We start from the raw sequence: 25,496 nt of genomic DNA, 5'->3' as shown, positions 1-25,496 counted from the left end.
ACCGGTGACAGTTCGATCAGGAGCCCATTTAATATGTTTCGCGCAATCTTCATTTTTGCCACGCTGGTTGTTCTCTCTGGGTCGGCTTTTGCGCAGGATCGCGCCAGTGTTGAACGGCAATTCCAAGGCTGGCTGAAGCAGACGGTTTGGCCTCAAGCCAAGGCCAAGGGTGTTTCCCGCAGGACGTTCGATAATGCGTTCAAAGGCGTAACGTTAAACTGGAAATTGCCGGATCTGGTGCCCCCGGGGACCCAACCGCAGACACCAAAACGCCAGCGTCAGGCGGAGTTTGGCTCACCGGGTAAATACTTCAACCGAGGCTCAATCGACGGCGCGACTTCGGTTGGACGGCAGATGATGCAGCGTCACGCATCCGCGTTGGCTAAGGTTGAACAGGACACAGGTGTGCCGGGTCGGATCATTTTGGCGATTTGGGGACGTGAAAGTGGCTATGGGCGAGTCTCAATTCCGCACGATGTTTTTCAAGTTCTGGGCACCAAAGGCTTTATGAGCACGCGAGCGGACTATTTCACCAAGGAACTGGTGGCGGCGCTGATGATTGCGCAGGCGGGTCATGCGCCCGAGAGCGCCATGAAAAGCAGCTGGGCTGGGGCACTGGGACAACCGCAATTTATGCCGACAAATTTCTTGGAATATGCCGCGGATGGCGATGGCGATGGTCGCGCTGATATCTGGGGATCCGAAGCTGATACAATTGCGTCAATCGGAACCTACCTTGACCGCCACGGCTGGGTCAGTGGCCGCGATTGGGGGTTTGAGGTCACCGTACCGTCCTCGGTGTCTTGTACGCTGGAAGGCCCGGATCAGGGGCAGTCCATTGCCAAATGGGAGAAGATGGGGATCACACGTGTGTCAGGGCGACCGTTTCCCAAGCATGAGTTGAAGGGTGAGGGATACCTTTTGATGCCAGCGGGACGCAGCGGTCCAGCCTTTATCGTCACGCCAAATTTCTATGTTCTGAAAGAGTATAACAAAAGCGATCTGTATGCTTTGTTTGTGGGCCACGTTGGGGACCGCATCCAATACGGCGTCGGTGATTTCTCGGCCCGCTGGGGGGCTGTCGGTGGGTTGTACCGCTCGGATGTGGCCGTCATGCAGCGCGCACTTGAAGGGCAGGGACACGATGTTGGTGGGGCTGACGGCTTACCGGGCTTTAAAACCCGTCGGTCCATTGGCCGCTGGCAAGAAGGAACAGGCCGCGCCGCCACCTGTTTCCCCGAAGCCAGCATGAAATCCGCGCTTACACCGTAGGTTGCGCTACTGAATCGAGCTAGGGTGAGAGAATTGCTGGAACCCATTCATGCCCCGTCCGAGTCGATCTTGCCGTACACAGAAAAGGGTTAGAGGTTGGCTTCAGTGCTCGCAATTATGCGTATTTCAATAACTGCACCTTCGCGACGTAAGCCGGCGACTTCTACGGCGGTCCAGGCTGGGTAGGGGGCGTCAAAACATTCCTGTCGAATCTTGTCGAATAGATCAAAGTGCGATCGTAGGCCGATGTGATACGTTGTCATTTCGACGACCGATTGAAAGGTCAAACCTTCCTCTCGCAAAATGAGTTCAATTTTGTCAAAGGCATTCCTGAACTGTGCTTCGGCGTCCGCTGGCATCTTCCCATTCATATCCCCCCCGGTGGAGCCGGTGAGAAAAACGTGATTGCCGGAAACAATTGCGGGCGAGAATTTGAGCTGTTCAGTTGCTGTACGAAGCTTAGAGGGAATAACTGCACGTATAACCATGGAAATATCCTATCGAAGTAAACTACAGGAATACTGCCGCTTGGCTGACAAAGTCACAAGCTGCGGGCTTTAGTGCTGCTAGTTTGATCTAGATCTGCCGTGCCCCCGCCCGGATTTGCCGCTCCAGCGCTTCCAGAAACCGCAAACGCGCCGTCGGTGTGATTTCACTGTCACTGTGAAAATCCGCATTTGGAAGTGAATAGGATAGGGTAAATTGTTTGAAGTGGTTGGAGCTGCGAGCCCGGACCGCGCCTGACCCTCTCCAAAGGAGGATTCACTTGCTGCCGTAGAGCCAGTCCTTGCAACCTCTATCACGCATGCAGATGCGGAAGGCTGTGACAACTTCAGGCTGAGCCGATGGAGCGAAAGTAGCATCGCACATGGATCCATTGATTCGAAAGTACTCGGGTTTGGGTCCGTTCAGTTTATAAAAGATAGGATCATGAGTACGCGGGGGCTCAGCGCAATACTCATCACAATGAAGCTTGAGGTCGAAGTCCCCCTTTAGATCGTGTTCGGTGCCATCTGGGCTGAAGAACACTCCCGAAAACCAAATTCCGTCGTGAAAGCTGTAGTCGATGCCGACAAATCGGGTGGGTGCTGCCCAATTGGTCTTCAGACGCACCGTGTTATATGGTTCAACACCGGCCATGTTGCCATGTTCATCTTTCAGCTCTGGGTTCAGTTCGAACGTACCGATTGCGATGTGTTCAGAACTCTGCAGTTCGGGTACTTTGAAGTAATTGTGATAAAGGCCAGCTGCAAGGTTCCTCGCGGTTAGTGGTTCCTCACTGTGAAACCTGCCTGAGATGATTTCCAAGGGGTCGGCACATGACATGGCTGCGGCTGTATGGCTGTTTGCGAGCAAACCAACTGTCAATAAAGAAGCCCGCACTGTGTTCATTGTCATACCTCAAATTCTATTAGCGTGCCGCCGCCCGGATTTCCCTCTCCAGCGCCTCTAGAAACCGCGACCGGTCGGTCTTGGTGAACCCTTTGCCACTACCGCCAGTCCCCAGTGGGTTGGCAGCACGCAGGTCGGCCATCAAATCGCGCATTGCCAGTTGCTGGCCGATATTGGCCTCGCTAAACGCCTCGCCGTTGTGGCGCAGCACGCGTGCACCAGTCGCGATACATTTGGCGGCTAATGGGATGTCCGCAGTCACCACAACATCGCCCTTGCCGCAACGATCGGCAATCCACATGTCCGCCACATCGGCACCGGCATCCACAATGACATTTTCCACATATGGATTGCGCGAGGGGCGCAATCCACCGTTAGACACCACAAACATCTTTAGCTTATGGCGGGTGGTGACCCGTTCAGCCTCCTCCTTGACCGGGCAGGCATCCGCATCAATGTAGAGCACCATTACTTACTGGCCTTGGTTGATTTAGCCGCAGGCTTTTTACCAGCTTTCGGTTCTTTCGGTACTTTGAATTCTTCCGGGATTGGCATCCGGTTGAAGGCATCCAGACCAGCGATCTTGTAGGCTTCGGCCAGAGTTGGGTAATTGAAGGTGTTTTGGACAAAGTAATCCACTGTGCCTTGCAGGTTCATCACCGCCTGACCAATGTGGATCAGTTCGGTGGCGCCTTCACCGACAATCTGAACGCCCAGAACCCGGCGGGTTTTCAGGCTGATCAGCATCTTCAGCATGCCGTGTTCCAGCCCCATGATATGCCCGCGCGAGGTTTCGCGGAACCGGGCCACACCAACCTCATAGGGAATGCCGCGCTCTTGCAGTTCTTCCTCGGACATACCGCAGGTGGACATTTCCGGCACCGAATAAATACCGTAGGGGTACCAGGGGCTTTCTGGCAGGGTAGGGGTTTCCAGCGCGTGGCAGGCGGCAACGCGGCCCTGTTGCAATGATGTCGAGGCCAGCGACGGGTGGCCGATCACATCACCGGTGGCATAGATATGTGGCACGGCAGTTTGATAGGTTTTACGCTCGACGCTCAACCGTCCGCGGTGGTCTGTTTCCAGTCCCACTGCCTTGAGGTTCAGGCCTCCGGTATTGCCCATGCGGCCCGCTGCAAACAACAGCATTTCGCCGCGTACGTGGCGACCGTTGTCCAGTGTGACCTCGACATGGCTGCCTGCATCTTCGACCTTTTCAATAGCCGCACCAAGGCGCAGATCAACGCCGTTTTCACGAATCTGGTGGGTGAATTCTTGAATCAGTGTAGTGTCGATGAAATCGAGGAAGGTATCACGTGGTTCGATCAGGGTGACACGTACATCCAGGGTCGAGAACATAGTGGCATATTCGACACCAATCACGCCCGCACCAACCACGATCAGGGAACGTGGAATTTCCGCCATTTCAATGAATTCGTCGCCATCGACAATGGTTTTGCCGTTGAACGGCACGGTGTCAGGGCGATAGGTACGGGTGCCCGTAGCGATCAGAAAATTCTTGCCCGTTACCCGGCTGGTGTCGCCCGCTTCGGTTGCCACCTCTACCTCATTTGGTCCAACGAATTTCGCTAGCCCCGGCAGCCAGTCCACATGGTTGCGGTTGAACTGGTGCTCCAGCACATCCACCTCGTGATCCAGCGTCATGTGCAGACGGGCCTTGAGGTCCTCGGCACCGATCTGATCCTTCACTCGGTAAGAACGGCCATAAAAACTACGCTCTCGCCAACCGCTAAGGTTCAGCACCGTTTCGCGTAGGGTTTTGGAAGGCACTGTGCCGGTGTGAACGGAAACACCGCCAAGACGATCCTGACGATCGATTACCAGCACCTTGCGTTTCAGCTTACCAGCTTGAATGGCGGCAGTCCGGCCGGAGGGGCCGGAGCCAATAATGACGAGGTCATAGTCGAATTCAGTCATGGCTTAGTCCCGGTAAAGCGCGTCAGCGTGAAAGGCGATATGCTCTTCCATAAAGGAGGAGACAAAGAAGTAGCTGTGGTCATAGCCCGGTTGCAAACGCAGGGTCGCTTCTTGGCGTTTTTCGGCAATAGCTTGGGCCAGCGCCTCGGGTTGCAGCAGGTCGATGAATTGATCGCTGGTTCCTGTGTCGATCAGGACGGGGCCATCAAACCCCGTTTCGCGCATCATAAGCGTCGCGTCGTGGCGCGCCCAGACGGCTTCATCTTCGCCCAGATAGGCGGTCAGTTGTTTGCGACCCCAATCACTGGCACTTGGGTTGCAAATCGGCGCAAAGGCCGAAACCGACCGAAACCGCCCCGGCAGCCCCATCGCCAGTGTCAGCGCACCATGGCCGCCCATCGAATGCCCGGTGATCGCCTGCCGATCCAAATCTATCGCAAACTTTTCGCCCAGCAGTGCAGGCAGCTCTTCGGCCAGATAGTCCCACATGTTGAAATGAGGTGCCCATGGTGCCTGTGTTGCGTTGACATAGAACCCTGCGCCCTGACCCAGATCATAGGCATCATCATCTGCGACGCCCTCACCCCGTGGGCTTGTGTCAGGAAACACCAAAGCGATGCCCTGTTCGGCGGCCCAAGTCTGCGCACCGGCCTTGGTCATGGCATTATCGTGGGTACAGGTCAGGCCGGACAGGTACCACAACACGGGCACAGGTCCATCGCGGGCTTCTTCGGGCAGGAACAGACCAAAGGTCATATCGCATTGGGTTGCTGTGCTGGCGTGCTTATAAACACCCTGCGTGCCGCCAAAAGCTCGGTTTTCCGACAAAGTTTCCATCGATAGCCTCCAAAATGGTTATGCATCGCTACCCGGCGGCGCGCCAATCGTCCAGAGGATGCAATGTAGCAGCGCTGTTTTTGTGGCATATCCACCCTTGCTAGGGGACCGTCACCAGCGCACCTACCCAGGTGATCACCATTGGCACTGTTAATATTGAAGCCAGTGTCGAAAACAGGATCGTTGCCGAGACCCGCTGTGGCGCCACGCCATAGTGTTGCGCTAGCATATAGACATTGCCCGCTACGGGCAGCGCAGCAGCGGAAATCACTATGGTGGCGGAATAACCGTCCAATGGCAAAATCAGCAAGACTGCGATCGCAACCAGCAACGGGTGGAGCACCAATTTGGCAAAACTGAGCCAGAGAGCGACATGAACCCGCTCTGCGGCTTTGGTGGCCAGAGAGGCACCAATGGCAAACAGGGCCCCCGGTGTGGCAGCGCCACCCAAAATTGTTAGAAATTCGTTTGCGGGGGCCGGGATTGGCAGTGCCAGCGCGGACCAGATCAACCCAGCACAGATAGACACGATCATTGGGTTCTTGATCAATCCGTTTGCCACCAATCGCAGGGTTGCCAGCCCCACTCCTGCACCGCGTCCGACATTGATTAAAATGACGATCAGCGAAGAAAACACGACCAGATCGACACTGAGCACCAGCATCATTGGGCCAATGGACGCTTCGCCAAATAGAATCACCATCATTGGCAGCCCAAGAAAACCAACATTGCCGATGGCTGCACATTGCGCCTCAACAGCAGCGGTTTGCATGTCTAAGCCACGGCTGGCGGCGATCAGTGTCATCAGCAGATAAACAGCCATTGTGCCCGCCAGATACCCAAGGATCAGCCGCAGGTCGAAAATTTCGGCAAATGACAGATTGGCTGAAAACCGAAAAATCATAGCCGAAAGGGCAAAGAAGAAAACAAACTTGGTTAGATAAGCTGTGGCCTCGGCGCTAAAGAACCGCGTTCGTCCGGCCCAATAACCAAGGCCAATAATGGCGAAAAAGGGTAGCGTTCTGAGGAAGATATCGACCATGGATGACTTGCTACTCTGATCGGGCCTAAACGCAAAGACCTATTGAACAGCTTTTCTTCTTGTTCCTAGCCGCTGCCAATCAAAATGCCGGCTCCCAACACCAGCGCGCCCCCCAAAACGACCTGCATCGTTGCGCGCCAAAAGGGCGTCTCCATGTATCTGTTCTGTATCCATGCGATGGCCCATAGCTCGATAAACACCACGACCATGGCTAGGGCGGTGGCGGTCCAGAAGTCGGGGATCAAATAGGGCAATGCATGACCCAATCCGCCAACTGTAGTCATTACCCCAGAGGCAATACCGCGTTTGATCGGTGATCCACGTCCAGAGAGCGCACCATCATCTGACGCGGCTTCGGTAAAGCCCATCGATATTCCGGCACCAACGGAAGCGGCAATGCCAACCAAGAAAGTCGTCCAGGTGTCTTGCGTGGCAAAGGCGGTGGCAAAGATTGGGGCCAGCGTCGATACTGATCCATCCATCAATCCCGCCAGCCCAGGCTGCACCCAGGTCAGGATAAATTGGCGTTGGGCGCTATCGTCCTCCTGCGCCAGGGTATCCTTAGTCAGGTGGGCCTGCTCCAACCCTTCGGCCGAAACCTGATGACCTGCTTCTTCAGCGGCGAGGTCCCCCAGCAATTTACGTGTGGCAGCGTCCGGGCTTTGGGCGGCGGCGGCCAGGTAAAAGCGCTCGGCGTTGCGCTCCATCATCTTGGCCTCGCCACGAATTCGTTCAAGGCTCAATGTGTTTTGCAGCCAAACCGGGCGGCGGGCATAAGATCCAGCGACATGCTCGCGGCGGATCAAGGGAATGGTGGGGCCAAATCTGCTCTGGTGCAGCGCAATCAGCCTGGACCTGTGTTCATCCTCTTCATGAGCCATGCCATCCAGCACTTTGGCGGTTGCAGGAAACTCTCCGCGCAATCGCTCGGCAAAGCCACGATAGATGCGTGCGTCGTCTTCTTCCGATGAAATGGCGAGTGCAATGATTTCCTGCTCACTCAGGTCTGAGAAATGCTTGCGGTGCGAAAAGAAGCGCATATTTGACCTCGATATTAGAATGATTCTAAGATAACTATATTCGAACGACGTACAAGTCTTCGCGAGAATGGTTGTTGAAGATAGGGTTGGCACGCTAAGTTGACTCACACAGCTATTGCCAGTGTTTTGAAGGGATCTCGATGAACCATCCAGCCACCATTCTGCGGACCGGCCGCAAATTTGATCAGGTGCTGGAAGGCGCACGCGACGTGTTTATGGCGGATGGTTTTGAGGGGGCGAGCGTCGATGACATTGCCCGCGCAGCTGGCGTGTCCAAGGCCACCTTATATAGCTATTTTCCCGACAAGCGTTTGTTGTTCATGGAAGTGGCCCGCAATGAATGCGCCCGCCAAGCATGCGACGCTGTTGATATGGTCGAAACCTGCTGTACGCCTCCAGAAGCTATAGCAGTGGCGGCGCGACAGATCTTGTCGGTGATTCTTTCTGACTTTGGCCAGAAAATGTTCCGGATTTGTGTGGCCGAGGCCGACCGTTTTCCAGATTTGGGGCGGCAGTTCTATGAGAGCGGCCCAATGGTTGTGCGCGCGCGGGTCAAAGAATATCTAGAGCAGGCAACCGCACGGGGCGAACTAAGGATTGAAGACTTTGACTTGGCCGCGGATCAACTGGCCGAACTGTGCAAAGCGGATCTGTTCCCTCGGCTTGTGTTCAATATAGACACTGAATTCACCGAGGTTGAGCGTGAACGAGTAATCAAGGGTGCTGTAGAAACTTTTCTGGCCCGCTATGGGGCCTGAACCCAAGACTGAGTTCAGTTTTGAGTGTGAGGCAACTTTAGGTTTTTGAAGGTTTGCTTCGCAAACAACCGGATCTTAGTGCGTTGTAAATTCGTTGGGTTCGACCCGGTAGCTATCATGGCAGCTCAGACAGCTTTGCAGCACATTCGGCAGGGTGCGTCGAAGTCCGGCTAATGAATTTACGTTTAGCTGTCTGGCAGCGTCGTCCGCGACCTCTGCATTGGCTTTGAAATCGCTCCAGTAGGTCCAGATTTCAGGCCGAGCGTTCGACAATGGGTCGCTATGTGGTCTTTTGAAACGCTTGATGGTGTTGCGGCTAGTTTGCATCAAAGTGCGTCGTGCCGCGCGGGCTCTGGTTGGGTGAAACACCACCCGCCCGGCCATCATATCGGTGAGCGTGGCAACGGCAGCTTGGGCTGTCAGCATCAGGGCCACCCTCTTTTTTACGCCTTTGTTCGTAATTTGCTCCTGTGCCGTCAGGTGAGGTGTCGATAGGGCAAGTGTCATGACAAGTATGGCAAGTACTGGAAGGCGATAAAGCGAGTAGGCCATATATTGGATCCCCGTTTGAGCAGCCACAATGGCCGAAACTTTGACTTAACACACACGGATCGCGCAGCGTCGAGGCTGCGGTCGTGATAGCGGAACTATCCAATAGGTAGGTTATTTCCGCGTTAAATGGCCTGTCCCTCATCTGGAGCTGTCTATTCGCTGATTTTTCTTGGGCGCTAAGACCGACATTTCGCCCTATGACGAAGTGTTTTTCGTAGGGCTTTGATAGCGCGCGCAGTATGCTTGAAGTATGACAACACCCCGTTTTGATATTCTAGGTCAGGCCATCAGCGATGCAAGTCGCACCCGCATGTTATGCGAACTGCTGGATGGCCGTGCCTTTACCAACAAAGAGTTGGCGAGCGCAGCTGGTGTCACACCACAAACGGCCACGGCGCATTTGCGTATTTTGAAAGAAGCCGGTCTGGTGCTGGCGGAAAAAAGCGGCCGCTGTGTCTATCACCGTCTCGCAGGTCCAGAAGTTGCGCAAGCGTTGGAACAGCTGGCGGCGATTGCCCCTGCTGACAGCTTATACCGCGCCCAACAGCGCAAGGCTGGCGGGTTGGCGACGGTTCGCAGTTGTTATGACCACCTTGCGGGACCACTTGCGGTGGCCATGGCCAAGGCTTTTTTGTCCCAAGGGATGCTGATTGATGAGAACGGCGGGTATCGCGCTGTACCATCAGATCTATGGCATCGAATTGGGGTGTTGCTTCCTGACAGACCGGGTCGTCAGCCCTTTGTTCGGCCGTGTTTGGATTGGACTGAACGTCAACCTCATGTGGCTGGGCCTTTGGGGCGGCAGATATTGACCCATGGGTTAGATGTTGGATGGTTAAAGCGCCACAAGCATAAGCGAGGATTGGTTGTGACGGCGCCAGGACGTGTAGCCTATGATCAAATTTTGGATGTAAGACCCGAGGTGGCAGCCTCTGCATAACGTGATACCGGACGTTTATGACCGAGGCACGACCCATGTTGCGCAGGAATTTATCACATGATCCGGTAGGTTCTATCGGCCCGATTGTGCAAAGAGACTTGATTTGTTGCAGGATTAGGGCGAGTCTTACGTTATGAGCTTTCAAAACTCCCAATCGTTTCCAAGCCCATCTGCCCCTCTTCAGGTTGCTTTCAATAGATCTGAGCTTTCGCTGATTCTGGCCCTGTATGGCCGTATGGTCGCTGCAGGAGAGTGGCGCGATTATGGTATTTCCTGCCAGCGTGAACTTGCGGTGTTTTCGGTGTTCAAACGCACAGCAGAAACTCCGCTGTACCGGATAGAAAAGCGCCCCAAGTTAAGGCAACGCCAAGGGATGTATTCTGTGGTTAGCATGGATCAGCAAATCTTGAAGCGGGGCCACGAACTAAAATCCGTCCTTCGCGTGTTGGAACGAAAACTGATCCGTGCAGTGAAATAGCTGCGCATCTGTAAAGACCGTGACGACCGCCCTGTATTCACCCATGTTCGGTTCATTGTAGTCGTGAAGAGTTAGGCCAGCCGTTTGTGCGCAGTCACCGGGCCATCGCCTTGAGCTTGAATCCGATCAATAGCAGCCTGCAGCGGTTCCAGAGCAACCGCCATATCATGTGCATTGGCGTGAATTATGGTTTCAGGGTCGTAGACAAATGCAACATGGCCTTTCCAGAACAGTAGATCTCCACGCTGATAGGCGCTGTCAGGGGGAAGAGTATGGCCCACAGTTGATTCTTGCGGGCCGGTGTCGCCAGGGCAGGGGATACCGCAAGCCAGCAAGGCAGCTTGAACCAAACCAGAGCAATCAATGCCAAAACGGCTGTTGCCCCCCCATAGATAGGGTGTGCCCAGAAACAGTTCAGCAAGTGCAACAGGATCGGCATCTATAGTGTCAGCAGGTTTCAAATGTGGTGTCGGTATAAAACCATTTGGGGTTTCGCAGAAACGATCACCGTATGTCAGCACCTGAACCCGACTGCCAAAACTGAGGCTGCAAAGATCGCGGGATTTGAAATCCGGTTGCACATAAATATGAGACGAGGCAGCGGAGATCCTATGTGTAGCCTTGGTCTGTGCGCCCAGCGCGATACTGGGCAAATACCCCTGATATCCATCTTTGACTGACAGTATCTGTGCCCACCCGTTTTCCTCGGCCTCAACGGTGATTAGGTCGCCATAGATCATTTGGCGATCACGCGCGCCATAGGGTGAGTGGAACAAATCAGTGACGGGCTGGATGATTTGTTTAGTTTTCATAGGTTCAACAGTTCAGGTAGGGCGGCAAAGAGGGCACGGGTTCCTTGGCCGGCACCACCTTTGGGGCGGGCCGCGGCGGGCGTCGGGTTCCAGCCGTAAATGTCGAAATGCACATAGCGGCTGTCCCCAGCAAAACGGCGAAGGAACAGCGCTGCGGTGATCGATCCGGCAAACCCTCCAGCGGGCGCATTGTCGAGATCTGCAATGCCAGGCTCGATCTTGGTCTCGTAAGGCGTGTGAAACGGCAGCCGCCAAACAGGGTCAGCGCTGGGCTCTGCATTTGTCGCAAGCGCAGTTGCGACTTGTTCGTCGTCGGTAAAGAAGGGCGCCAGATCCGGCCCGACCGCCACTCGCGCCGCACCGGTTAACGTGGCCATCGAAATTAGCAAATCCGGCTTGTCCTCATCTGCCAATGCCAAAGCATCAGCCAGCACAAGCCGACCTTCGGCGTCAGTATTGTTGATCTCGACGGTCAGCCCCTTGCGTGATGTTAGGATATCGCCAGGACGAAACGCCGACCCAGATACCGAGTTTTCGACCGCAGGGATCAGCACCCGCAGTTGCAGAGGGAGATTGGCGGCCATGATTGCCTTAGCCAACCCCAACACTGCAGCTGCGCCCCCCATATCCTTTTTCATCAGGCCCATACTGGCGCCGGGTTTTAGATTTAGCCCACCGGTGTCGAAACAAACACCTTTGCCGACCAGTGTTAGCTTGGGGCCGGAAGCGCCCCAGTTCATATCGATCAAGCGCGGGCGGAGGTCTGAGGCACGGCCAACTGCATGGATCATTGGAAGATTTTGCGCCAAAAGCGCATCATCCTGAATTGTTGTAATCGAGGCGTCGAACGCTTCTGCCAAAGTTTCAGCGGCACGTTGTAATTCATCCGGGCCCATGTCCGACGCAGGTGTGTTGATCAAATCACGGGTCAGGCTTTCGGCAGCAACCAATGATTCGATTGCTGCAGCATCAACCCCCGCAGGGGCAATAAGATTTGCTTTGAATGCGCTTTGCTCGCGATAACGATCAAAGCGATACCCGCAAAGAAGCCAGCCAAAACACTCGATGTTCAGCGCGTCATGAGACAATCCTGATGCAATGGCGTATGTGCCTTGCGGCAGTTTTTCAGCGGCTGCGGCTAGCACATACCGGCGCCGAGCCCGTTGGGCCCCTGTTCCATACCCAGCCAGCGCCAGCGCTGGTTTTCCGTCAGTATTTGGAATCAACAGCGCCTGACCGCAAGCACCGGTAAACCCGTTTGCCTGCGCCCAGTGAGAAATGTGTTGCGGTTGTTGCTCTAGCCAATCGGCGCAGCTGTCCTGATCTAGAACATGCAGCGGTACAGCGGCATCGTTAGGCAGGGCAAAGACAGGCGGCATCAGGATACTCCGGATGTGGGGACAATATTGTCCCAGAGTATCCGGCACCGCGCTATCTGCAAGCCCTGCTTAAAGGTGTGTGCTTGTCAGCGATCAAACCGATAGGTCTTGCTGATCCCAAACTGCAGTTAAGGAGCGTTCACCTACGCGCAGCAGTCGAAACAACGTCGCTGCTGTTGCGGCGTGATCTTCGTCATCAATCACGCAGGTTACATCGCGTGCAATACCAGCCATGGCACTCATGCCAATCTGGTCAGCAATAGCGATCAATGACCGTGCGCTCTTGCGCAAATTCGGCATATCGTTTTGCCGCCAGAGCCGCTCGCAATGTGACAATCGTACCGCAAGCTCTTCAATCGCGCGACAGATCACATCTTCGGCGCCGACCTCGCCCAGTTGGGCATAGAGCTCGCTGAGTTTTCCCGGATCAAGCCGGACCGTTTCGTTGTGTATAACGTTAAGAATATTAGCCACCACATATCACCCTAAATTTCAGTGCCCCCACGGCACGGGACCAACATTGGCTGTTAGTGGTTTTCAAAAGGTTTCTTCGGGATGATCATATCTCTCGAATTTGCTATCAATGCATTGTATCAGCCCAGCGAACTGTCAACACAGGGATCGACAAATGGAATTTGCCAAGCCTCTGCCTAATTATCTGGTGACCCGTTATCACGGATGGAAAGCTACTTCTTATCAGGAAAATAAGGGGTGGTATCGACGTTTGGCCACCGAAGGACAACGCCCACGTGCGATGGTTATCTCCTGTTGTGACAGCCGGGTTCATGTAACTTCGATCTTCGGCGCCGACCAAGGCGAGTTCTTTATACATAGAAATATCGCTAATTTGGTTCCACCTTATCAGCCCGATGGCGACCACCATGGCACCAGTGCAACAGTCGAATACGCTGTTACAGCGTTACAGGTCTCGCATCTGATCGTTTTAGGGCACTCGCAATGTGGTGGCGTTCAGGGCTGCATCGATATGTGCAAAGGTCATGCACCGCAGTTGGAAGAAAAAACCAGCTTCGTTGGTCGCTGGATGGATATTCTGAAGCCAAAGTACCAACTGGTGCAAGATATCGAAGATGAAGAACAGCAGGCGCGTCAGTTGGAGCGACAGTCTGTTGTTGCCTCTCTGGAAAACCTGATGACCTTTCCTTTTGTTGACGAAAAGGTACGGGATGGTTCGCTGAGCCTGCATGGGTTGTGGACTGATATCGGTGAAGGTGGCTTGGAATGTTATGATCCAAAGCTGGAGCTTTTTACTAAGGTGTGATCGCTTCCTCAGCTTTGATGCGTGCGGCGGCGCTGGTATAGCCACCCGCCGCGCCATCGACAAAATGAACATGGTCATCGCGCAAAGCAGATGGAACTATGCAGGTGACCATGGCCTCGTCCTGTTCATGTAGCCCGTAACGGATGTGGCCAGCTGTTTTTGCGCTCTGCAGCAGTTCGGTCAGCTGATTGCGGGTGTCAGTGTCACAGTCCAGTGTCATCTTTAGTCCATCGTCGAACTTTTGAAAGTCGGCATTGGCGCTTAAGGTTCTACGGTAGTGAGTGGGGTCAAATCCGCCAAAGGTCCGACCACTCCAAAACATCAACCCGGCCACTGCAGTGTTTAACAGTAGGCGAAGTTTACGCAGTACCAACGGCACGCTGCCGCGCGAAACCTGGGCTTCAAGTGTCAAACCCGGTGGCGGGTAGCCCAGTGGCGGACCGTTCTGTGGCACAGGGTGGCCGTTGCGTTCCAGCTTTGCTGCTAGCACCAAGATCTTGCTGATAACATCTGTGTAGGCACGGCTTTCGCCACCTTTGGACGGTAGTAAGACCAAAGAAACGATGGTGCCGTTTCTCGCTTTGATGTTGCTCCAGCGGCAGGACAGCCCTGTCAGATCTGGTGGAATGACGTGTTCAGCCGGGGAGACAGAAAAGCCGCCTAGCTTCATTTGTTTGTCGACCCAGGCCAGACCTCCGCCGCTAAACATTGCGTAGTCCACGCCAGCAGAGACGGCGTGGCGGGCTACCCTTACGTCCAAGTTCTCGGCACGGACCCACTGCAACGGCAACAAGGCAGCGCGCAATTCGACGTCAAATTCGATAGCAACCCAGCTGCGCAGGTTGGCTAGTACCGTTTGGCAGGACTCTTTTTCAGAGGGGGGGATGGCAAAGGACGCGCCGTCGCCTCCAAATACATAGGGAAAGGCACGTCCCTGCATCGCATTGGTTAGCGCCGAAATCACCGAGGCGCCGATCATGTTGACGGTCTTGTAGCGACCCGCTGCAATTAGCCCGGTTGAATCAACAATGTCACAGCACCCAATAAACCAATCATCGGGCAAGGGGGTGAAATTTTCAGCTCGGGCAAGGTCTGAAAAGTTAGTTGTGCGTGGTAAGCTGTCATAGAAGTTGAGTTTTACCATTGCTGACCCATGCGACCTGATACCGTACCAGACTAGCTGAAAACACAGGCTGGTCCATAACTTGCTGATTGGAGCCGATCAGGAATTGCGCAATTATTAGGCATAAATGCACATATCTGCACCATAGCGGTACCCGGCGACGGTTCTGACCTTTCCGGCGGAGCCGTTTCCAGATATGAGACCGCAGCCGGTCATAGGATCGGCATTATTTTTGGAGAGACACTATGGGTTATCGCGTCGCCGTCGTCGGCGCCACGGGCAACGTGGGCCGTGAAATGCTAAATATCCTGGCTGAACGCCAGTTTCCAGTTGATGAACTTGCCGTATTGGCAAGCCGCCGATCATTGGGAACTGAAGTCAGCTTTGGTGAGCGAACTTTGAAAACCCTGGATCTGGATACGTTTGATTTCACGGGCTGGGATATTGCATTGTTTGCCGTTGGCTCGGATGCGACCAAGATCTATGCTCCTAAGGCTGCAAAAGTCGGCTGTGTGGTGATCGATAACTCGTCACTATACCGTTATGATCCGGACATTCCGTTGATCGTGCCCGAGGTGAACCCCGAGGCCGTGCACGACTATGCCAAGAAAAACATCATCGCTAACCCCAACTGTTCGACTGCCCAGATGGTTGTTGCGCTGAAGCCATTGCATGACCGTGCCAAGGTTAAGCGGGTGGTGGTTTCAACTTATCAGTCGGTATCCGGTTCCGGAGCCAAAGGTATAGATGAGCTGTGGGATCAAACCAAAGCGATCTACAATCCAACCGACGATAAGCCACCTAAGACATTCACCAAGCAAATCGCGTTCAACGTGATTCCGCATATTGATGTGTTCATGGATGATGGTTCCACCAAAGAAGAGTGGAAGATGGTCGCTGAGACGAAGAAAATCGTCGACAAGAACATCAAGGTCACTGCGACCTGTGTGCGTGTTCCGGTCTTTGTGGGTCATGCGGAATCGATCAATATCGAGTTCGAAGATTTCCTGGACGAAGATGAAGCCCGCGACATCCTGCGTGAGTCGCCCGGCATCATGGTGATCGATAAACGTGAAGACGGTGGCTATGTAACACCAGTGGAATGTGTCGGCGATTTTGCCACCTTTATCAGCCGGATTCGTCAGGACAGCACAATCGATAACGGTTTGAATCTATGGTGTGTTTCCGACAATTTGCGCAAAGGCGCTGCGTTGAATGCGGTACAGATTGCTGAATTGTTAGGGCGCGAAATTCTGAAAAAGGGCTAAGCCGTACTAACCTTTAGGATAGGGGGTGTCTCGAAAGAGGTGCCCCCTTTTCTTTTGCACCAATAGACAGCCTGTGGATAAAATGCGTAATCTAAATACACAATATCAACAGGCAGACGGGCAAATAGAAACACAAATACGGAGGCCGGGACAGTGTTCGCCAGACACAGCATAGAGCAGGAAAAGCAAGACGTAACATTCAGGCAATCCGCATGGGCCAGCGCTCGGGAGACCAACCGCTGGGACACAGAAATGGCAGTTTCTTTGCGGACCTACGTTTATGACGAGTTTTCAAAAGCACGCAGCTGGCTAGATCTGCGTCGACGCCTTATCAGCAAAGGCTTCTACCTCAAGCAAGGCAAAGATAGCGTCCGCCTAAGAGACGCCTATAGCAATGTAGATATCTGTTCTTGCCGCTTCCTTGGGTTTCCTTCGGCCCAACTTACGACCAGGTTTGCAGAAATGCGGGCAGCATCAGCAGGCTAACTAACTTCCTAAGTCGAACACGCAAAAATGCGGTAGGCAATGGGAAATGGGACAGACCAATTCTTGAACGAGCCGATCAAAAAAGCAGGCTAATAAAAACAATGAGCAGGTAGGCTAAGTTCAAGCTATCAGGCCCAAGGAAGCTTTCGGGTTGCTTCCTTGGGCTTAAACTTGTCCGGTCATAGATTTTTGTTTCAAACCAGTTCTTTTGTGGTCAATGACCGCTGGACCATTTGGACCGCCACGCAAGTCCACAATTTCCTCAGGCGCACGCCTCTCCGGTTCTTGCCATGTACCGATCTATTCTCCAGATTAGACCCAATGTCATTTGAGGTCATATTTATGCGTTTTTGTTTTTCCCTGCTCGCCCTACTGTCTGCTTCCGCAGCCTGGGCCGACACCATCCCCGTTTCCAGCAAGGTGACCGAGGTCACCATGTACCCAGACAGCGCAGCCATTACGCGGACCGCTGAATTCCAGATCTCGGCGGGTAAACACCGGCTGGTGCTGCAGGGGGTGCCAAACACAGCGACGTTAGAAACACTACGAATCGATCTGACGGGCGCGCGCCAGATCGGCACCGTGTTTCGCGATGAATACGCACCTCCACGCGAATTCAATGATCCTAGAATCGAAGAGGCCGAGGCGCGTATTGACGAAATCGAACAGCGCATTCAGGCGGTCAAGGATGATGCCACGCGGGCAGGTCTAAAAGGTGCGGCCGCTGAGGTCTCGATCGGGTTCCTGCGTCAATTGGGCGAGAACGAAGGTCTGGCCGATGCCACTCCCGATGCCCTGCGTGACATTGCCCGGATGATTTCTGCAGAAGCGGAAACCGCAGGGCAAACTGCATTGGACGCCGAAATCGAAGCACGCCGAATCGAGCGCCAGTTGCAGGAGCTAGAGGATGAATTGGACACAGCCGAACAGGCGCTCGAAGCACTCGATGTAGAGAGCGAAAACCGAGTCTTCATTGCAGTCGAGGTTGAGGCAGATGAGGCGAGTGAGGGTGCGATTGTTCTGAACTATCTGAGTGGTTGGGGAACTTCTTGGACCCCGGTTTACGATTTGAAGCTGGAGACCGGAGACAGCCCTAAACTGTCAATTGGAAGGGGCGCATTTGTACAACAGAATACCGGCGAGAATTGGACCGATGTTACTCTCCACCTGTCGACACTGGCCCCCATCGGTCAGGTGAGTCCAAGTTTGCTTGGTACACATTACCGTTGGATCGAAGATCCCGAACCCGTAGCGCTGGACTCTAGGGTAAGTAGCTACGCCGAACCTTTAGTGGAACCACCTGTTATCATAGAAGAGGCAGGCTCCATGTGGAGCGCTGAGACGGATGACACTGGTGTGACGTATTCCTACGGTGAACCCGTATCGATCACCACGGGAGCGGAAACACTGCGCCTTGAATTGGATGTTCTGAATGAACCGGGAGAGGTCATGGCCCGCGCCGTCCCAATGCAGGATGAAATGGCTTATCGTGTCGTTCGTTTCACCAATACGTCAGGTGAGCAATTACTCTCTGCTGAGTACGCCGCGCGCTACATTGACGGTACATTTATTGGGATCGATAAATTTGACGGTCTTGCAGCGGGTGAAGAAGACGAGCTTGGCTTTGGTCCCATCGAAGGATTGCAAATCCGCCGGGATACTCTGGACCAAAGCGAAGGCGGTCGCGGCATCATCTCTCGCAGCAACCAGCAGGTTCAAAAGGTCGAGATTGAAATTGAAAACCTGACCGGAGAAACTTGGCCACTGCACCTCCGGGATAGGGTGCCTTATTCCGAGCAGGAGGATCTACAAATCACTTGGACGGCCACGCCGCGCCCCAGTGTAGAAGATCTCGACAAACGCCGCGGTATTCTGGCCTGGGATCTGGAAATTGCTTCCGGCGACAGCCGTAAGATCGAGCTGGAAACCAGCCTCAGTTGGCCCGAGGGCATGGAATTACGGTAACTTACACCAAATTAGCGCCCGGCAGATCCGCCGGGCGCGGCTCTTACTTAGCTTTCCAGTGTTTTGCCAGTGCGCGGGCGGTTTGGGCTAGAATCAGTACATCAATTCCCACCGCCAGAAACTGCGCGCCCATATCCAGATAGCCCTGCGTGGCCTGTTCTGTGACACCCAGAATACCGGGTGCCTTACCTGCTGCTTTGATTCGGGCCAGCGCATCTGCAATCACTGCCTGTACTTCAGGGGCGCCGGCGTTGCCTCCGTATCCCAGATCGGCGGCCAGATCTGCCGGGCCAATGAAGACACCATCCACACCTTCAATCGCAAGAATATCGTCCAAGGCCGCAATGCCAGCCCGGTTTTCCACCTGCACCAATAGGCAGATCTGAGCGTCGGCAGTGGGAATATAATCGCTGACGGATGAATACTGCGTCGCCCGGGCCAGCGCCGCCCCAACACCGCGCGTTCCATGTGGGGGATAAGTGCAGGCGCGCACCAGTTCGGCAGCCTGTTCGGCGCTTTCTACCATAGGCACAAGAATGGTCTGGGCGCCGACATCCAGTGCTTGTTTGACCATCCAGGTTTCACCCACGGGCAGGCGGATAACCGGGTGGCTGTCGCTTGCCTGCAGTGCAATCAACTGATCGCGCAGGGATCGGATATCGTTGGGCGCGTGTTCACCGTCGATTACCAGCCAGTCAAATCCAGCGGTGCCCATGATTTCAGCGGCGTACCCGTCTGCCAGACCGACCCAGCAGCCAATCTGGCGTTCCCCGTCTGCAAGAGCCTGCTTGAACGAATTGTGTGGTGCAGCCATGGGGGTACCTCTTAGGCAAAAGAAATGTCTACCGACCCAAATGGGCCAAAATCAGCGGTTATTTTACTGCCCGATGGGCATTCAATGGGTCGGATGAATGACCCAGACAGAACGATATCTCCGGCTTCGATCTGTTGTCCATAGCTGGCCATGCATCGGGCCAGCCACAAAACGGATGTCACCGGATCGTTCAATACGCCAGCGCCCAGCCCGGTTTCCTCAACGGTGCTGTTGCGGCTGACAATTGCCCCGGTCCAACGCAGATCTTGCGCATCAACCGAATGGCGCTCGCGTCCTAGAACGATGCCGGCATTGGCCGCATTGTCGCTGATGGTGTCCGTGATGATCCGGGCCTGTCCAGTTGCGGGGTCCGCGCGCTGGATGCGGGTATCTAGGATCTCCAGCGATGGCGCAACGTGGTCGGTTGCTACCAAAACATCCGCGCGCGTGCAGTCTTCTCCAGCCAATGGGCTTTTCATAACAAAGGCGATCTCGGCCTCGATCCGTGGTTGGATAAATCGCCCCGCAGGCACGGTTGCACCGCTTTCAAACAACATATCATCCAACAACACACCGCTGTCGGGGGTGTCAATTTTCAGCGCATCCTGCATGGCGCGACTGGTCAGGCCGATCTTCCAGCCAATTTTTTGTCGTCCTGAGGCCAATTTGAGGGACACCAGTGCTTTTTGTACCGCATAGGCGTCGTCCAATGTCATGCCGGGGTATTGCAGAGACAACAACCCACATTGCTGACCTGTCTCTTCCGCCCGAAACAGAGATTCGGCAGCTTCAGCATGCTGATCGGGGGTCATGCCTCGTCCTCAACTGTGTTGCGCAGGGTACCGATCCCTTCGACTTCGATCTCTACGATGTCGCCGGGTACCAGGTATTTGGGCGGATCAAACCGCGCGCCTGCGCCGGTTGGGGTGCCGGTGATGATAATGTCGCCGGGTTCCAATGTTGTGAAGGTCGAGATATAGGCAATCTCTTCGCGGATTGGGAACATCATACGGTTCAGGGTGTCGTCTTGGCGGGTTTCACCATTTACGCGCGTGATAATCCTGGCGCTGTCCAACTGTGCAGCATGGGTAAAGGGCACAAGCCAAGGACCGATGGAGCCAGAGTTGTCCCAGTTCTTCCCCTGGGTCACATTGAACTTGGCATGGCGGACCCAGTCGCGAATGGTCCCTTCGTTGCACAGGGACAGGGCCGCAATGTGATCATAGGCGTCTTCGGCTTTGATACGGCGTCCACCTTTGCCAATGACGACAGCCACTTCACCTTCGTAGTCCAGCGTGTGGTTTTCAGGCGGGCGGATCAGTGGCGTTTCAGCGCCGGTAAAGGAGGACGGAAATCGCGGGAACAGTGACATGTGTTTTGGCTGATTGGAGCCGTCTTTGTATTCGGCGTTACGGTCCGGGAAATTGACCCCCACGCAGAGGATCCGCTGCGGGTTGGGAACTGGGATTTGATAGGTGAAACCACCGTTGGGGTGGGTCACTTCCTGACCTTTGGCGGCGACTGCCAGTTGGTGCAAGCCGTCCGCTGCAATGACTTCGCGCAGTGTTGGCCAATCTGGAAACTGTGGTGACAGGGCTATCATGCCTGCATCGGTGGCGGCGCCATAAAATGTTTCATCGTTTGCTGTGTACGTGGCAAAGCGCATAGTCACAGGCCTTTCGCAATCTCGGTGATGACATCATAGGCAGCCATCACGTCGGTTTCGGTTGTTTCAAACTGTCCGGCCTGGAACCGGATCACCAGGTCGCCATCCACGCGGGTCTGGGTCAGGTAGATGCGGCCATCATCGTTGATGGCATTGACCAAGCGCAGGTTTAAATCATCCAAATCGCTGGCCCCGGCAGGCGCATAGCGGAACGTCCAGAGCGACCACATCGGCGCAGTGATGATTTCAAACGCATCGGTTTCAGCCAGCTTGTCATGCAGTTGGTTTGACCAGTTGACGTGATTGCGCAGCCGTTGCCGCAATCCTTCAAGCCCATAGGTTCGGATTACAAACCAGATCTTGAGCGCGCGGAACCTACGGCCCAGCGGCACCGACCATTCCGAGTAGTTGATGATGCCGTCTTTACCGTGTGTCTTCAGGTATTCGGGGCTGATCGCCAGCGTCTGCACCAGATCATCCGGGTTCTTCAGGAAATGCGCCGAGCAATCAAACTGCACGCCCAGCCACTTATGTGGGTTGAACACGATGCTGTCGGCACGCTCAACACCCGGCCAGTAATGGCGGTATTCGGGGCAGATCATTGCCGACCCGGCCCAGGCCGCGTCGATATGCGAATACAATCCGTATTTCTCTGCGATATCAAGGCACTGTTCCACCGGATCAGTTGCGCCGGTTCCGGTGCCACCAACACAAAGGATTAGGCCCGCGGGTTGCAATCCGGCTGCAATATCAGCCTCGATCGCGGCCTCTAATGCGTCCGGATCCATGCCGCGCCAATCACCTTTGATCGGGATGCGGACAAGGTTCTGTTGGCCAATACCCGACACCCAGATTGCTCGGTCGATCGAGGTATGCACTTCGGATGAACAGTAAACTCGCAGCGGTTTTTGCTTGAACAACCCTTGTTGATTGCCCTGCCAATTCAGCGCCTTTTCCCGCATGGTCAACACCGCGGCGAGCGTTGCTGATGACGCGCTATCCTGAATGACCCCCTGGAACGGTTCGGGCAAATCTAGTGCCTGCCGCAGCCAGTCCATCATCCGGGTTTCCATCTCGGTCGCGGCGGGCGAGGTTTGCCACAGCATGCATTGCGGCGCGATGGCGCTGCTCAGGAATTCAGCCAACACCGATGGGGCTGAGGCGTTTGAGGTGAAATAGGCAAAGAACCGGGGATGCTGCCAATGGGTGATGCCGGGCATCACGATGTCTTCGAAATCGCTGAAGATTGCCTCCATCCCTTCGCCAGATTCTGGTGGGGTCGCGGGCAGGGCGTTCAGCACATCACCCGGTTCAGTCATCGCCCGAACCGGTTTATCCCCCACGGTTTGGTGGTAGTCTTGTGTCCAGTCAGCGACCCGGCGGCCCCATTCGGAAAATTCATCCCATTTCATCATCTTATCCTTTGGTCCGCGCCTATGGCACGGACAGTGCCCGGACCTCCCTACGGGGAGCGCGCTTTACGCCCACCCGCCGGTCCGGGCACTGCCCTTATGTTTCGCTACGGTGCAATAATCGGCTGCGCGGTCAAGGCACTTGGTTTCGTCTCAGCCCCGGCAAAGGTCGACCCCTCCTCGAACCAACTGCGCGGCGCAGCAGCGCCCCACAGGGTTTGCCGTTGCGGATCAGTCAGCGACCATTTGATCGGTTCAAGGTCCGGGTCACAGGTTTGGTAATCCGAGCAGTAAATCTCAATCCGGTGGCCATCCGGATCACGCACATACAGAAAGAAAGCGTTTGAAATCCCGTGTCGACCGGGGCCGCGCTCGATGTTGTCGATGTAACCAGTCGTCGACATCAGATCCAGCAGGTCGATGATGTTCAGCGGTGTCGGCACCCAGAACGCCGTGTGATGCAGCCGGGGACCTAACCCATTGGTAAAGGCCACGTCATGGACGCCGCCCTTGCGATGCATCCAGGCCGCCCAGGTTTTCCCGCTCTCGTCGTCCGCCGTGTACTCGGTCACCCGGAACCCGATGTCGTTGTAAAACGCAACGGAGGCATCCACATCGGCACTGAACATGTTGAAGTGATCAATACGCAGCGGTTTCACACCGTTGTATAGTTTGTACTTCTGATGGATCGGTTCCAGCCGGTCCATCTTGACGTAGAACTCTAGTGGGATGCCCCACGGATCACGGGTGCGCAGGCAACGGCCCATGTGCGGTCGATCAACCCATTCTACCGGTAGATCGCGGGAGGCAAAGAATTCGGCGGCTTTGTCCAGGTCGGGGTCATCAAACAGTTTGAAGCCGAGCACTCCGACCTCGGCCTTGTCTGCCTGCACTAGCACAATGCAGTGGTGACCGCGTTCTTCCATGGCGCGCAAGTAGATGCGCTGGTCGTCTTCTTGGGTAACTTGCAATCCTAACGTGTCGACATAGAACGCACGCGAAGCAGCCAGGTCGGTGACCATGTATTCGACATGGGACAGTCGTACGATGTTGAAAGGCGGGTAGAGATTGGGGGCAGGGATGGGCATATATGTCTCCTCCGAAGGCGCGCGTTTCCGGGAATTGTTTAGGCGCCAAGGCGCGGGATGTTGTGGTGACCAAGAGCAAAGCCGATGTGCTTTTGCTCCATGTAAAAATCGAAACTCCAGTCGCCGCCATCGCGGCCAATGCCGCTGGCTTTGACGCCGCCAAACGGGGTTGGCAGGTGACGCACGTTTTCCGAGTTCACCCAGATCATCCCGGCTTCCAGATGGTTGGTGAACCGCAACGCGCGGGTCAGGTCGTTGGTCCAGACATAGCCGGTCAACCCGTATTGGGTGTCATTGGCCATTTCCAGCGCCTCTTCTTCGGTTTCAAAAGTGATTGCCGTCAGCACCGGGCCAAAGATTTCTTCCTGCGCGATGCGCATTTTGTTGTTGGCATTGGTGAACAGGGTGGGGCGTATGAAATAACCTTCGTTACCTACAACCGCACCACCGGCAGCCGTGATTGCGCCGTCTTCTTTGGCGATCTCGAAATACGAGGTCACCTTGTCGAAATGTTCCTGTGCAACCAGCGGCCCAACCTCGGTTTTGGGGTCCAGCGGATGGCCGACGCGGATATTGTTGACCCGCTCGATCAGCTTTGCCTGAAACTCTTCTGCGATACTGTCCTGAACCAATAGACGCGAGGACGAGGTGCAGCGCTCGCCGTTGATCGAATAGATCATGAAGATCACCGCATCCAACGCGCGGTCCAGATCAGCGTCATCAAAGACCACCACCGGGTTCTTGCCGCCCAGCTCCAGATGCATCCGTTTCAGGGTATCAGCACCTTGTTTGGTGATCAGGGAACCAGTGCGGCTTTCACCAACAAAGGCAATCGCCTTGATTGCGGGATGTTCAGTCAACCGTTTTCCGGCCTCTTCACCAAAGCCGTTTACCAGGTTCCACACCCCGGCAGGCAATCCGGCCTCATGGGCGATCTCGGCCAGTATGCGCGCGGTTAGCGGGCTCAGTTCGGCCGGCTTGTGCACCACCGTGCAGCCTGAGGCCAGCGCCGGCGCGATCTTCCAGGTAGACAACATAAATGGCGTGTTCCATGGGGTGATCACCCCAACCGGACCAATCGGCACCCGCGTGGTGACATTCATCAGAGTGGGCGATTGCAGGTTTTTACCATCGCGGGCCGCTGTCACCTGATCGGCGAAATAGCGGAAATTCTCGGCTCCGCGCAGCGCCGCTTTTGACATAAAGCGCAGCGCCTGACCCGTGTCCCAGCATTCGCAAAACGCGATCTCTTCGGCGCGTGCCTCGATACCTTCGGCAATGCGGATCAGGATTTTCTTGCGCTGCAGTGCCGGCATGTCGCGCCAGGCAGGAAAAGCTTCTTTGGCGGCTTGGGCGGCGGTGTCAATATCAGCGGCGCCGCCATGCGACACCTGGCAGATCACGCTCTTGTCGGTGGGTGAGACCGTCTCAAATGTCTTACCTGACAGGGCAGCTCTGCTTTCGCCGCCAATCAGGTTTTGAATGCCATTTTTGCGAAACCGCTCAAGATAGCCATTCAACTTTGCGATATTGGAGGTGAGTTCAGTCATTGGAGTCAACCTTTGTCAGGTGATCGCGGATGGTGCCGCATTTTGGCGAAAGTTCGGGGTCGATGTCGCGCATTTCAAATGACAGCGCGAGAGAGAGGGTTTGCATAGTCGGTTCAAGGTATGTTCTTGCAGCATCAAATATGTGAGCCGTGGCCCGTTTGCGGGTGTCCAGATCCCGCCCTGCACGCAGGCGAACCGATATGTCGATATAACTGTGCTTGTCAGAGCCATCTGCGATAGATACGTGCGTGGCGGCAAAAGCACGGACCCGAACGCCAGCCAGCGGCAATACGCCGGTGTCGATCGCGGCTCGACGAAGGGTGTCGCACAAGTCAGCGATATCTAGATGCGGCTCTAGATTGGCCGAATAGTCCAGGGTGATGTGTGGCATGGCTTGTGACCCGA

At 55.0% G+C, this 25,496-nt stretch carries 27 protein-coding genes; 8 read left to right on the top strand and 19 right to left on the bottom strand.

All coding sequences use genetic code 11. The features are described 5' to 3' along the window. Positions 1–33: 33 nt before the first annotated feature. Complete coding sequence (locus GO984_RS06475) at positions 34–1,272, top strand: lytic murein transglycosylase (RefSeq protein WP_157021716.1); 1,239 nt, start codon at positions 34–36, stop codon at positions 1,270–1,272. Between the two features lie 89 nt (positions 1,273–1,361). On the opposite strand, the gene GO984_RS06470 is transcribed toward GO984_RS06475, so the two are convergent. The 7 genes from GO984_RS06470 to mbfA all read right to left on the bottom strand — a co-directional run bounded on the left by GO984_RS06470 (position 1,362) and on the right by mbfA (position 7,521). Next, on the bottom strand, positions 1,362–1,760 hold the full coding sequence (locus tag GO984_RS06470) for a RidA family protein (RefSeq protein ID WP_157021715.1): 399 nt from the start codon (positions 1,758–1,760) through the stop codon (positions 1,362–1,364). 274 nt (positions 1,761–2,034) lie between these two features. Next, complete coding sequence (locus tag GO984_RS06465; protein ID WP_157021714.1) at positions 2,035–2,670, bottom strand: hypothetical protein; 636 nt, start codon at positions 2,668–2,670, stop codon at positions 2,035–2,037. Between the two features lie 13 nt (positions 2,671–2,683). Continuing rightward, on the bottom strand, positions 2,684–3,133 hold the full coding sequence (locus GO984_RS06460) for a YaiI/YqxD family protein (protein ID WP_157021713.1): 450 nt from the start codon (positions 3,131–3,133) through the stop codon (positions 2,684–2,686). After that, a complete protein-coding gene (gene sthA / locus GO984_RS06455; protein WP_157021712.1) occupies positions 3,133–4,602 on the bottom strand; it encodes a Si-specific NAD(P)(+) transhydrogenase in 1,470 nt (489 codons plus the stop codon). The genes GO984_RS06460 and sthA overlap by 1 nt, the downstream gene beginning before the upstream one ends. 3 nt (positions 4,603–4,605) lie before the next feature. After that, on the bottom strand, positions 4,606–5,439 hold the full coding sequence (gene fghA / locus GO984_RS06450; protein ID WP_157021711.1) for an S-formylglutathione hydrolase: 834 nt from the start codon (positions 5,437–5,439) through the stop codon (positions 4,606–4,608). Positions 5,440–5,539: 100 nt separating this feature from the next. Next, a complete protein-coding gene (locus GO984_RS06445; protein WP_157021710.1) occupies positions 5,540–6,481 on the bottom strand; it encodes an AEC family transporter in 942 nt (313 codons plus the stop codon). A gap of 65 nt (positions 6,482–6,546) precedes the next feature. Continuing rightward, entirely contained in the window at positions 6,547–7,521 is a 975-nt protein-coding gene (mbfA, locus tag GO984_RS06440) for an iron exporter MbfA (RefSeq protein WP_157021709.1), read from the bottom strand. Positions 7,522–7,661: 140 nt separating this feature from the next. Between mbfA and GO984_RS06435 the strand changes: the two genes are divergently transcribed. Then, positions 7,662–8,279 (top strand): TetR/AcrR family transcriptional regulator, encoded by a 618-nt coding sequence (locus GO984_RS06435; RefSeq protein WP_157021708.1) that lies wholly within the window; start codon positions 7,662–7,664, stop codon positions 8,277–8,279. 75 nt (positions 8,280–8,354) lie between these two features. Here GO984_RS06435 and GO984_RS06430 read toward each other — a convergent pair whose 3' ends face one another. After that, a complete protein-coding gene (locus GO984_RS06430) occupies positions 8,355–8,786 on the bottom strand; it encodes a c-type cytochrome (protein WP_245231013.1) in 432 nt (143 codons plus the stop codon). Between the two features lie 295 nt (positions 8,787–9,081). Between GO984_RS06430 and GO984_RS06425 the strand changes: the two genes are divergently transcribed. Both GO984_RS06425 and GO984_RS06420 read left to right on the top strand, forming a co-directional pair. Continuing rightward, the gene (locus tag GO984_RS06425) at positions 9,082–9,771 is read left to right on the top strand and encodes an ArsR/SmtB family transcription factor (RefSeq protein ID WP_157021706.1); all 690 of its coding nucleotides are present in this window, start codon (positions 9,082–9,084) and stop codon (positions 9,769–9,771) included. Between the two features lie 133 nt (positions 9,772–9,904). Continuing rightward, entirely contained in the window at positions 9,905–10,249 is a 345-nt protein-coding gene (locus GO984_RS06420) for a DUF2794 domain-containing protein (protein ID WP_157021705.1), read from the top strand. 71 nt (positions 10,250–10,320) lie between these two features. On the opposite strand, the gene GO984_RS06415 is transcribed toward GO984_RS06420, so the two are convergent. From GO984_RS06415 to GO984_RS06405, 3 genes are all read right to left on the bottom strand, one after another. Then, the gene (locus tag GO984_RS06415; protein WP_157021704.1) at positions 10,321–11,061 is read right to left on the bottom strand and encodes a C40 family peptidase; all 741 of its coding nucleotides are present in this window, start codon (positions 11,059–11,061) and stop codon (positions 10,321–10,323) included. Then, a complete protein-coding gene (locus GO984_RS06410; protein ID WP_157021703.1) occupies positions 11,058–12,440 on the bottom strand; it encodes a leucyl aminopeptidase family protein in 1,383 nt (460 codons plus the stop codon). The genes GO984_RS06415 and GO984_RS06410 overlap by 4 nt, the downstream gene beginning before the upstream one ends. A gap of 93 nt (positions 12,441–12,533) precedes the next feature. After that, positions 12,534–12,914 carry a hypothetical protein gene (locus GO984_RS06405; RefSeq protein WP_245226965.1) on the bottom strand — a complete coding sequence of 127 codons (381 nt, stop codon included), beginning with the start codon at positions 12,912–12,914 and terminating at the stop codon, positions 12,534–12,536. 154 nt (positions 12,915–13,068) lie between these two features. Here GO984_RS06405 and GO984_RS06400 point away from each other — a divergent pair, with 154 nt between their 5' ends. After that, positions 13,069–13,719, top strand: coding sequence for a carbonic anhydrase (locus GO984_RS06400; protein WP_138161084.1), 651 nt, complete (start codon positions 13,069–13,071; stop codon positions 13,717–13,719). Here GO984_RS06400 and GO984_RS06395 read toward each other — a convergent pair. Further along, positions 13,709–14,863, bottom strand: coding sequence for a DUF3095 domain-containing protein (locus GO984_RS06395; RefSeq protein ID WP_157021702.1), 1,155 nt, complete (start codon positions 14,861–14,863; stop codon positions 13,709–13,711). The two genes, GO984_RS06400 and GO984_RS06395, sit on opposite strands and share 11 nt — an antisense overlap. A 224-nt stretch (positions 14,864–15,087) precedes the next feature. On the opposite strand from GO984_RS06395, the gene GO984_RS06390 reads away from it, so the two are divergent. The 3 genes from GO984_RS06390 to GO984_RS06380 all read left to right on the top strand — a co-directional run bounded on the left by GO984_RS06390 (position 15,088) and on the right by GO984_RS06380 (position 18,561). Next, complete coding sequence (locus GO984_RS06390; protein ID WP_157021701.1) at positions 15,088–16,110, top strand: aspartate-semialdehyde dehydrogenase; 1,023 nt, start codon at positions 15,088–15,090, stop codon at positions 16,108–16,110. Positions 16,111–16,362: 252 nt separating this feature from the next. Continuing rightward, complete coding sequence (locus GO984_RS06385) at positions 16,363–16,596, top strand: hypothetical protein (RefSeq protein ID WP_209279379.1); 234 nt, start codon at positions 16,363–16,365, stop codon at positions 16,594–16,596. A gap of 342 nt (positions 16,597–16,938) precedes the next feature. After that, positions 16,939–18,561 (top strand): DUF4139 domain-containing protein, encoded by a 1,623-nt coding sequence (locus tag GO984_RS06380; RefSeq protein WP_157021700.1) that lies wholly within the window; start codon positions 16,939–16,941, stop codon positions 18,559–18,561. A 43-nt stretch (positions 18,562–18,604) separates the two neighbouring features. Here GO984_RS06380 and GO984_RS06375 read toward each other — a convergent pair whose 3' ends face one another. The 7 genes from GO984_RS06375 to GO984_RS06345 form a co-directional block, all read right to left on the bottom strand. Further along, entirely contained in the window at positions 18,605–19,375 is a 771-nt protein-coding gene (locus GO984_RS06375; protein ID WP_157021699.1) for an aldolase/citrate lyase family protein, read from the bottom strand. 11 nt (positions 19,376–19,386) lie between these two features. Then, on the bottom strand, positions 19,387–20,187 hold the full coding sequence (gene hpaH / locus GO984_RS06370) for a 2-oxo-hept-4-ene-1,7-dioate hydratase (protein WP_157021698.1): 801 nt from the start codon (positions 20,185–20,187) through the stop codon (positions 19,387–19,389). After that, on the bottom strand, positions 20,184–21,041 hold the full coding sequence (locus GO984_RS06365) for a fumarylacetoacetate hydrolase family protein (RefSeq protein WP_157021697.1): 858 nt from the start codon (positions 21,039–21,041) through the stop codon (positions 20,184–20,186). Before GO984_RS06365 ends, hpaH begins: the two co-directional genes overlap by 4 nt. 2 nt (positions 21,042–21,043) lie before the next feature. Next, positions 21,044–22,453, bottom strand: a complete 1,410-nt coding sequence (locus GO984_RS06360) for a pyridoxal phosphate-dependent decarboxylase family protein (protein ID WP_157021865.1) — start codon at positions 22,451–22,453, stop codon at positions 21,044–21,046. Between the two features lie 107 nt (positions 22,454–22,560). Then, positions 22,561–23,541, bottom strand: a complete 981-nt coding sequence (gene hpaD / locus GO984_RS06355; RefSeq protein WP_157021696.1) for a 3,4-dihydroxyphenylacetate 2,3-dioxygenase — start codon at positions 23,539–23,541, stop codon at positions 22,561–22,563. A 38-nt stretch (positions 23,542–23,579) separates the two neighbouring features. Continuing rightward, a complete protein-coding gene (hpaE, locus tag GO984_RS06350) occupies positions 23,580–25,091 on the bottom strand; it encodes a 5-carboxymethyl-2-hydroxymuconate semialdehyde dehydrogenase (RefSeq protein WP_157021695.1) in 1,512 nt (503 codons plus the stop codon). Beyond that, a complete protein-coding gene (locus tag GO984_RS06345) occupies positions 25,084–25,482 on the bottom strand; it encodes a 5-carboxymethyl-2-hydroxymuconate Delta-isomerase (protein ID WP_157021694.1) in 399 nt (132 codons plus the stop codon). Before GO984_RS06345 ends, hpaE begins: the two co-directional genes overlap by 8 nt. Between the last annotated feature and the right edge of the window lie 14 nt (positions 25,483–25,496).

It is taken from the genome of Parasedimentitalea huanghaiensis (assembly GCF_009753675.1).
Taxonomy (GTDB): Bacteria; Pseudomonadota; Alphaproteobacteria; order Rhodobacterales; family Rhodobacteraceae; genus Parasedimentitalea; species Parasedimentitalea huanghaiensis.
This window is presented reverse-complemented; position numbering and strand designations above follow the sequence as displayed.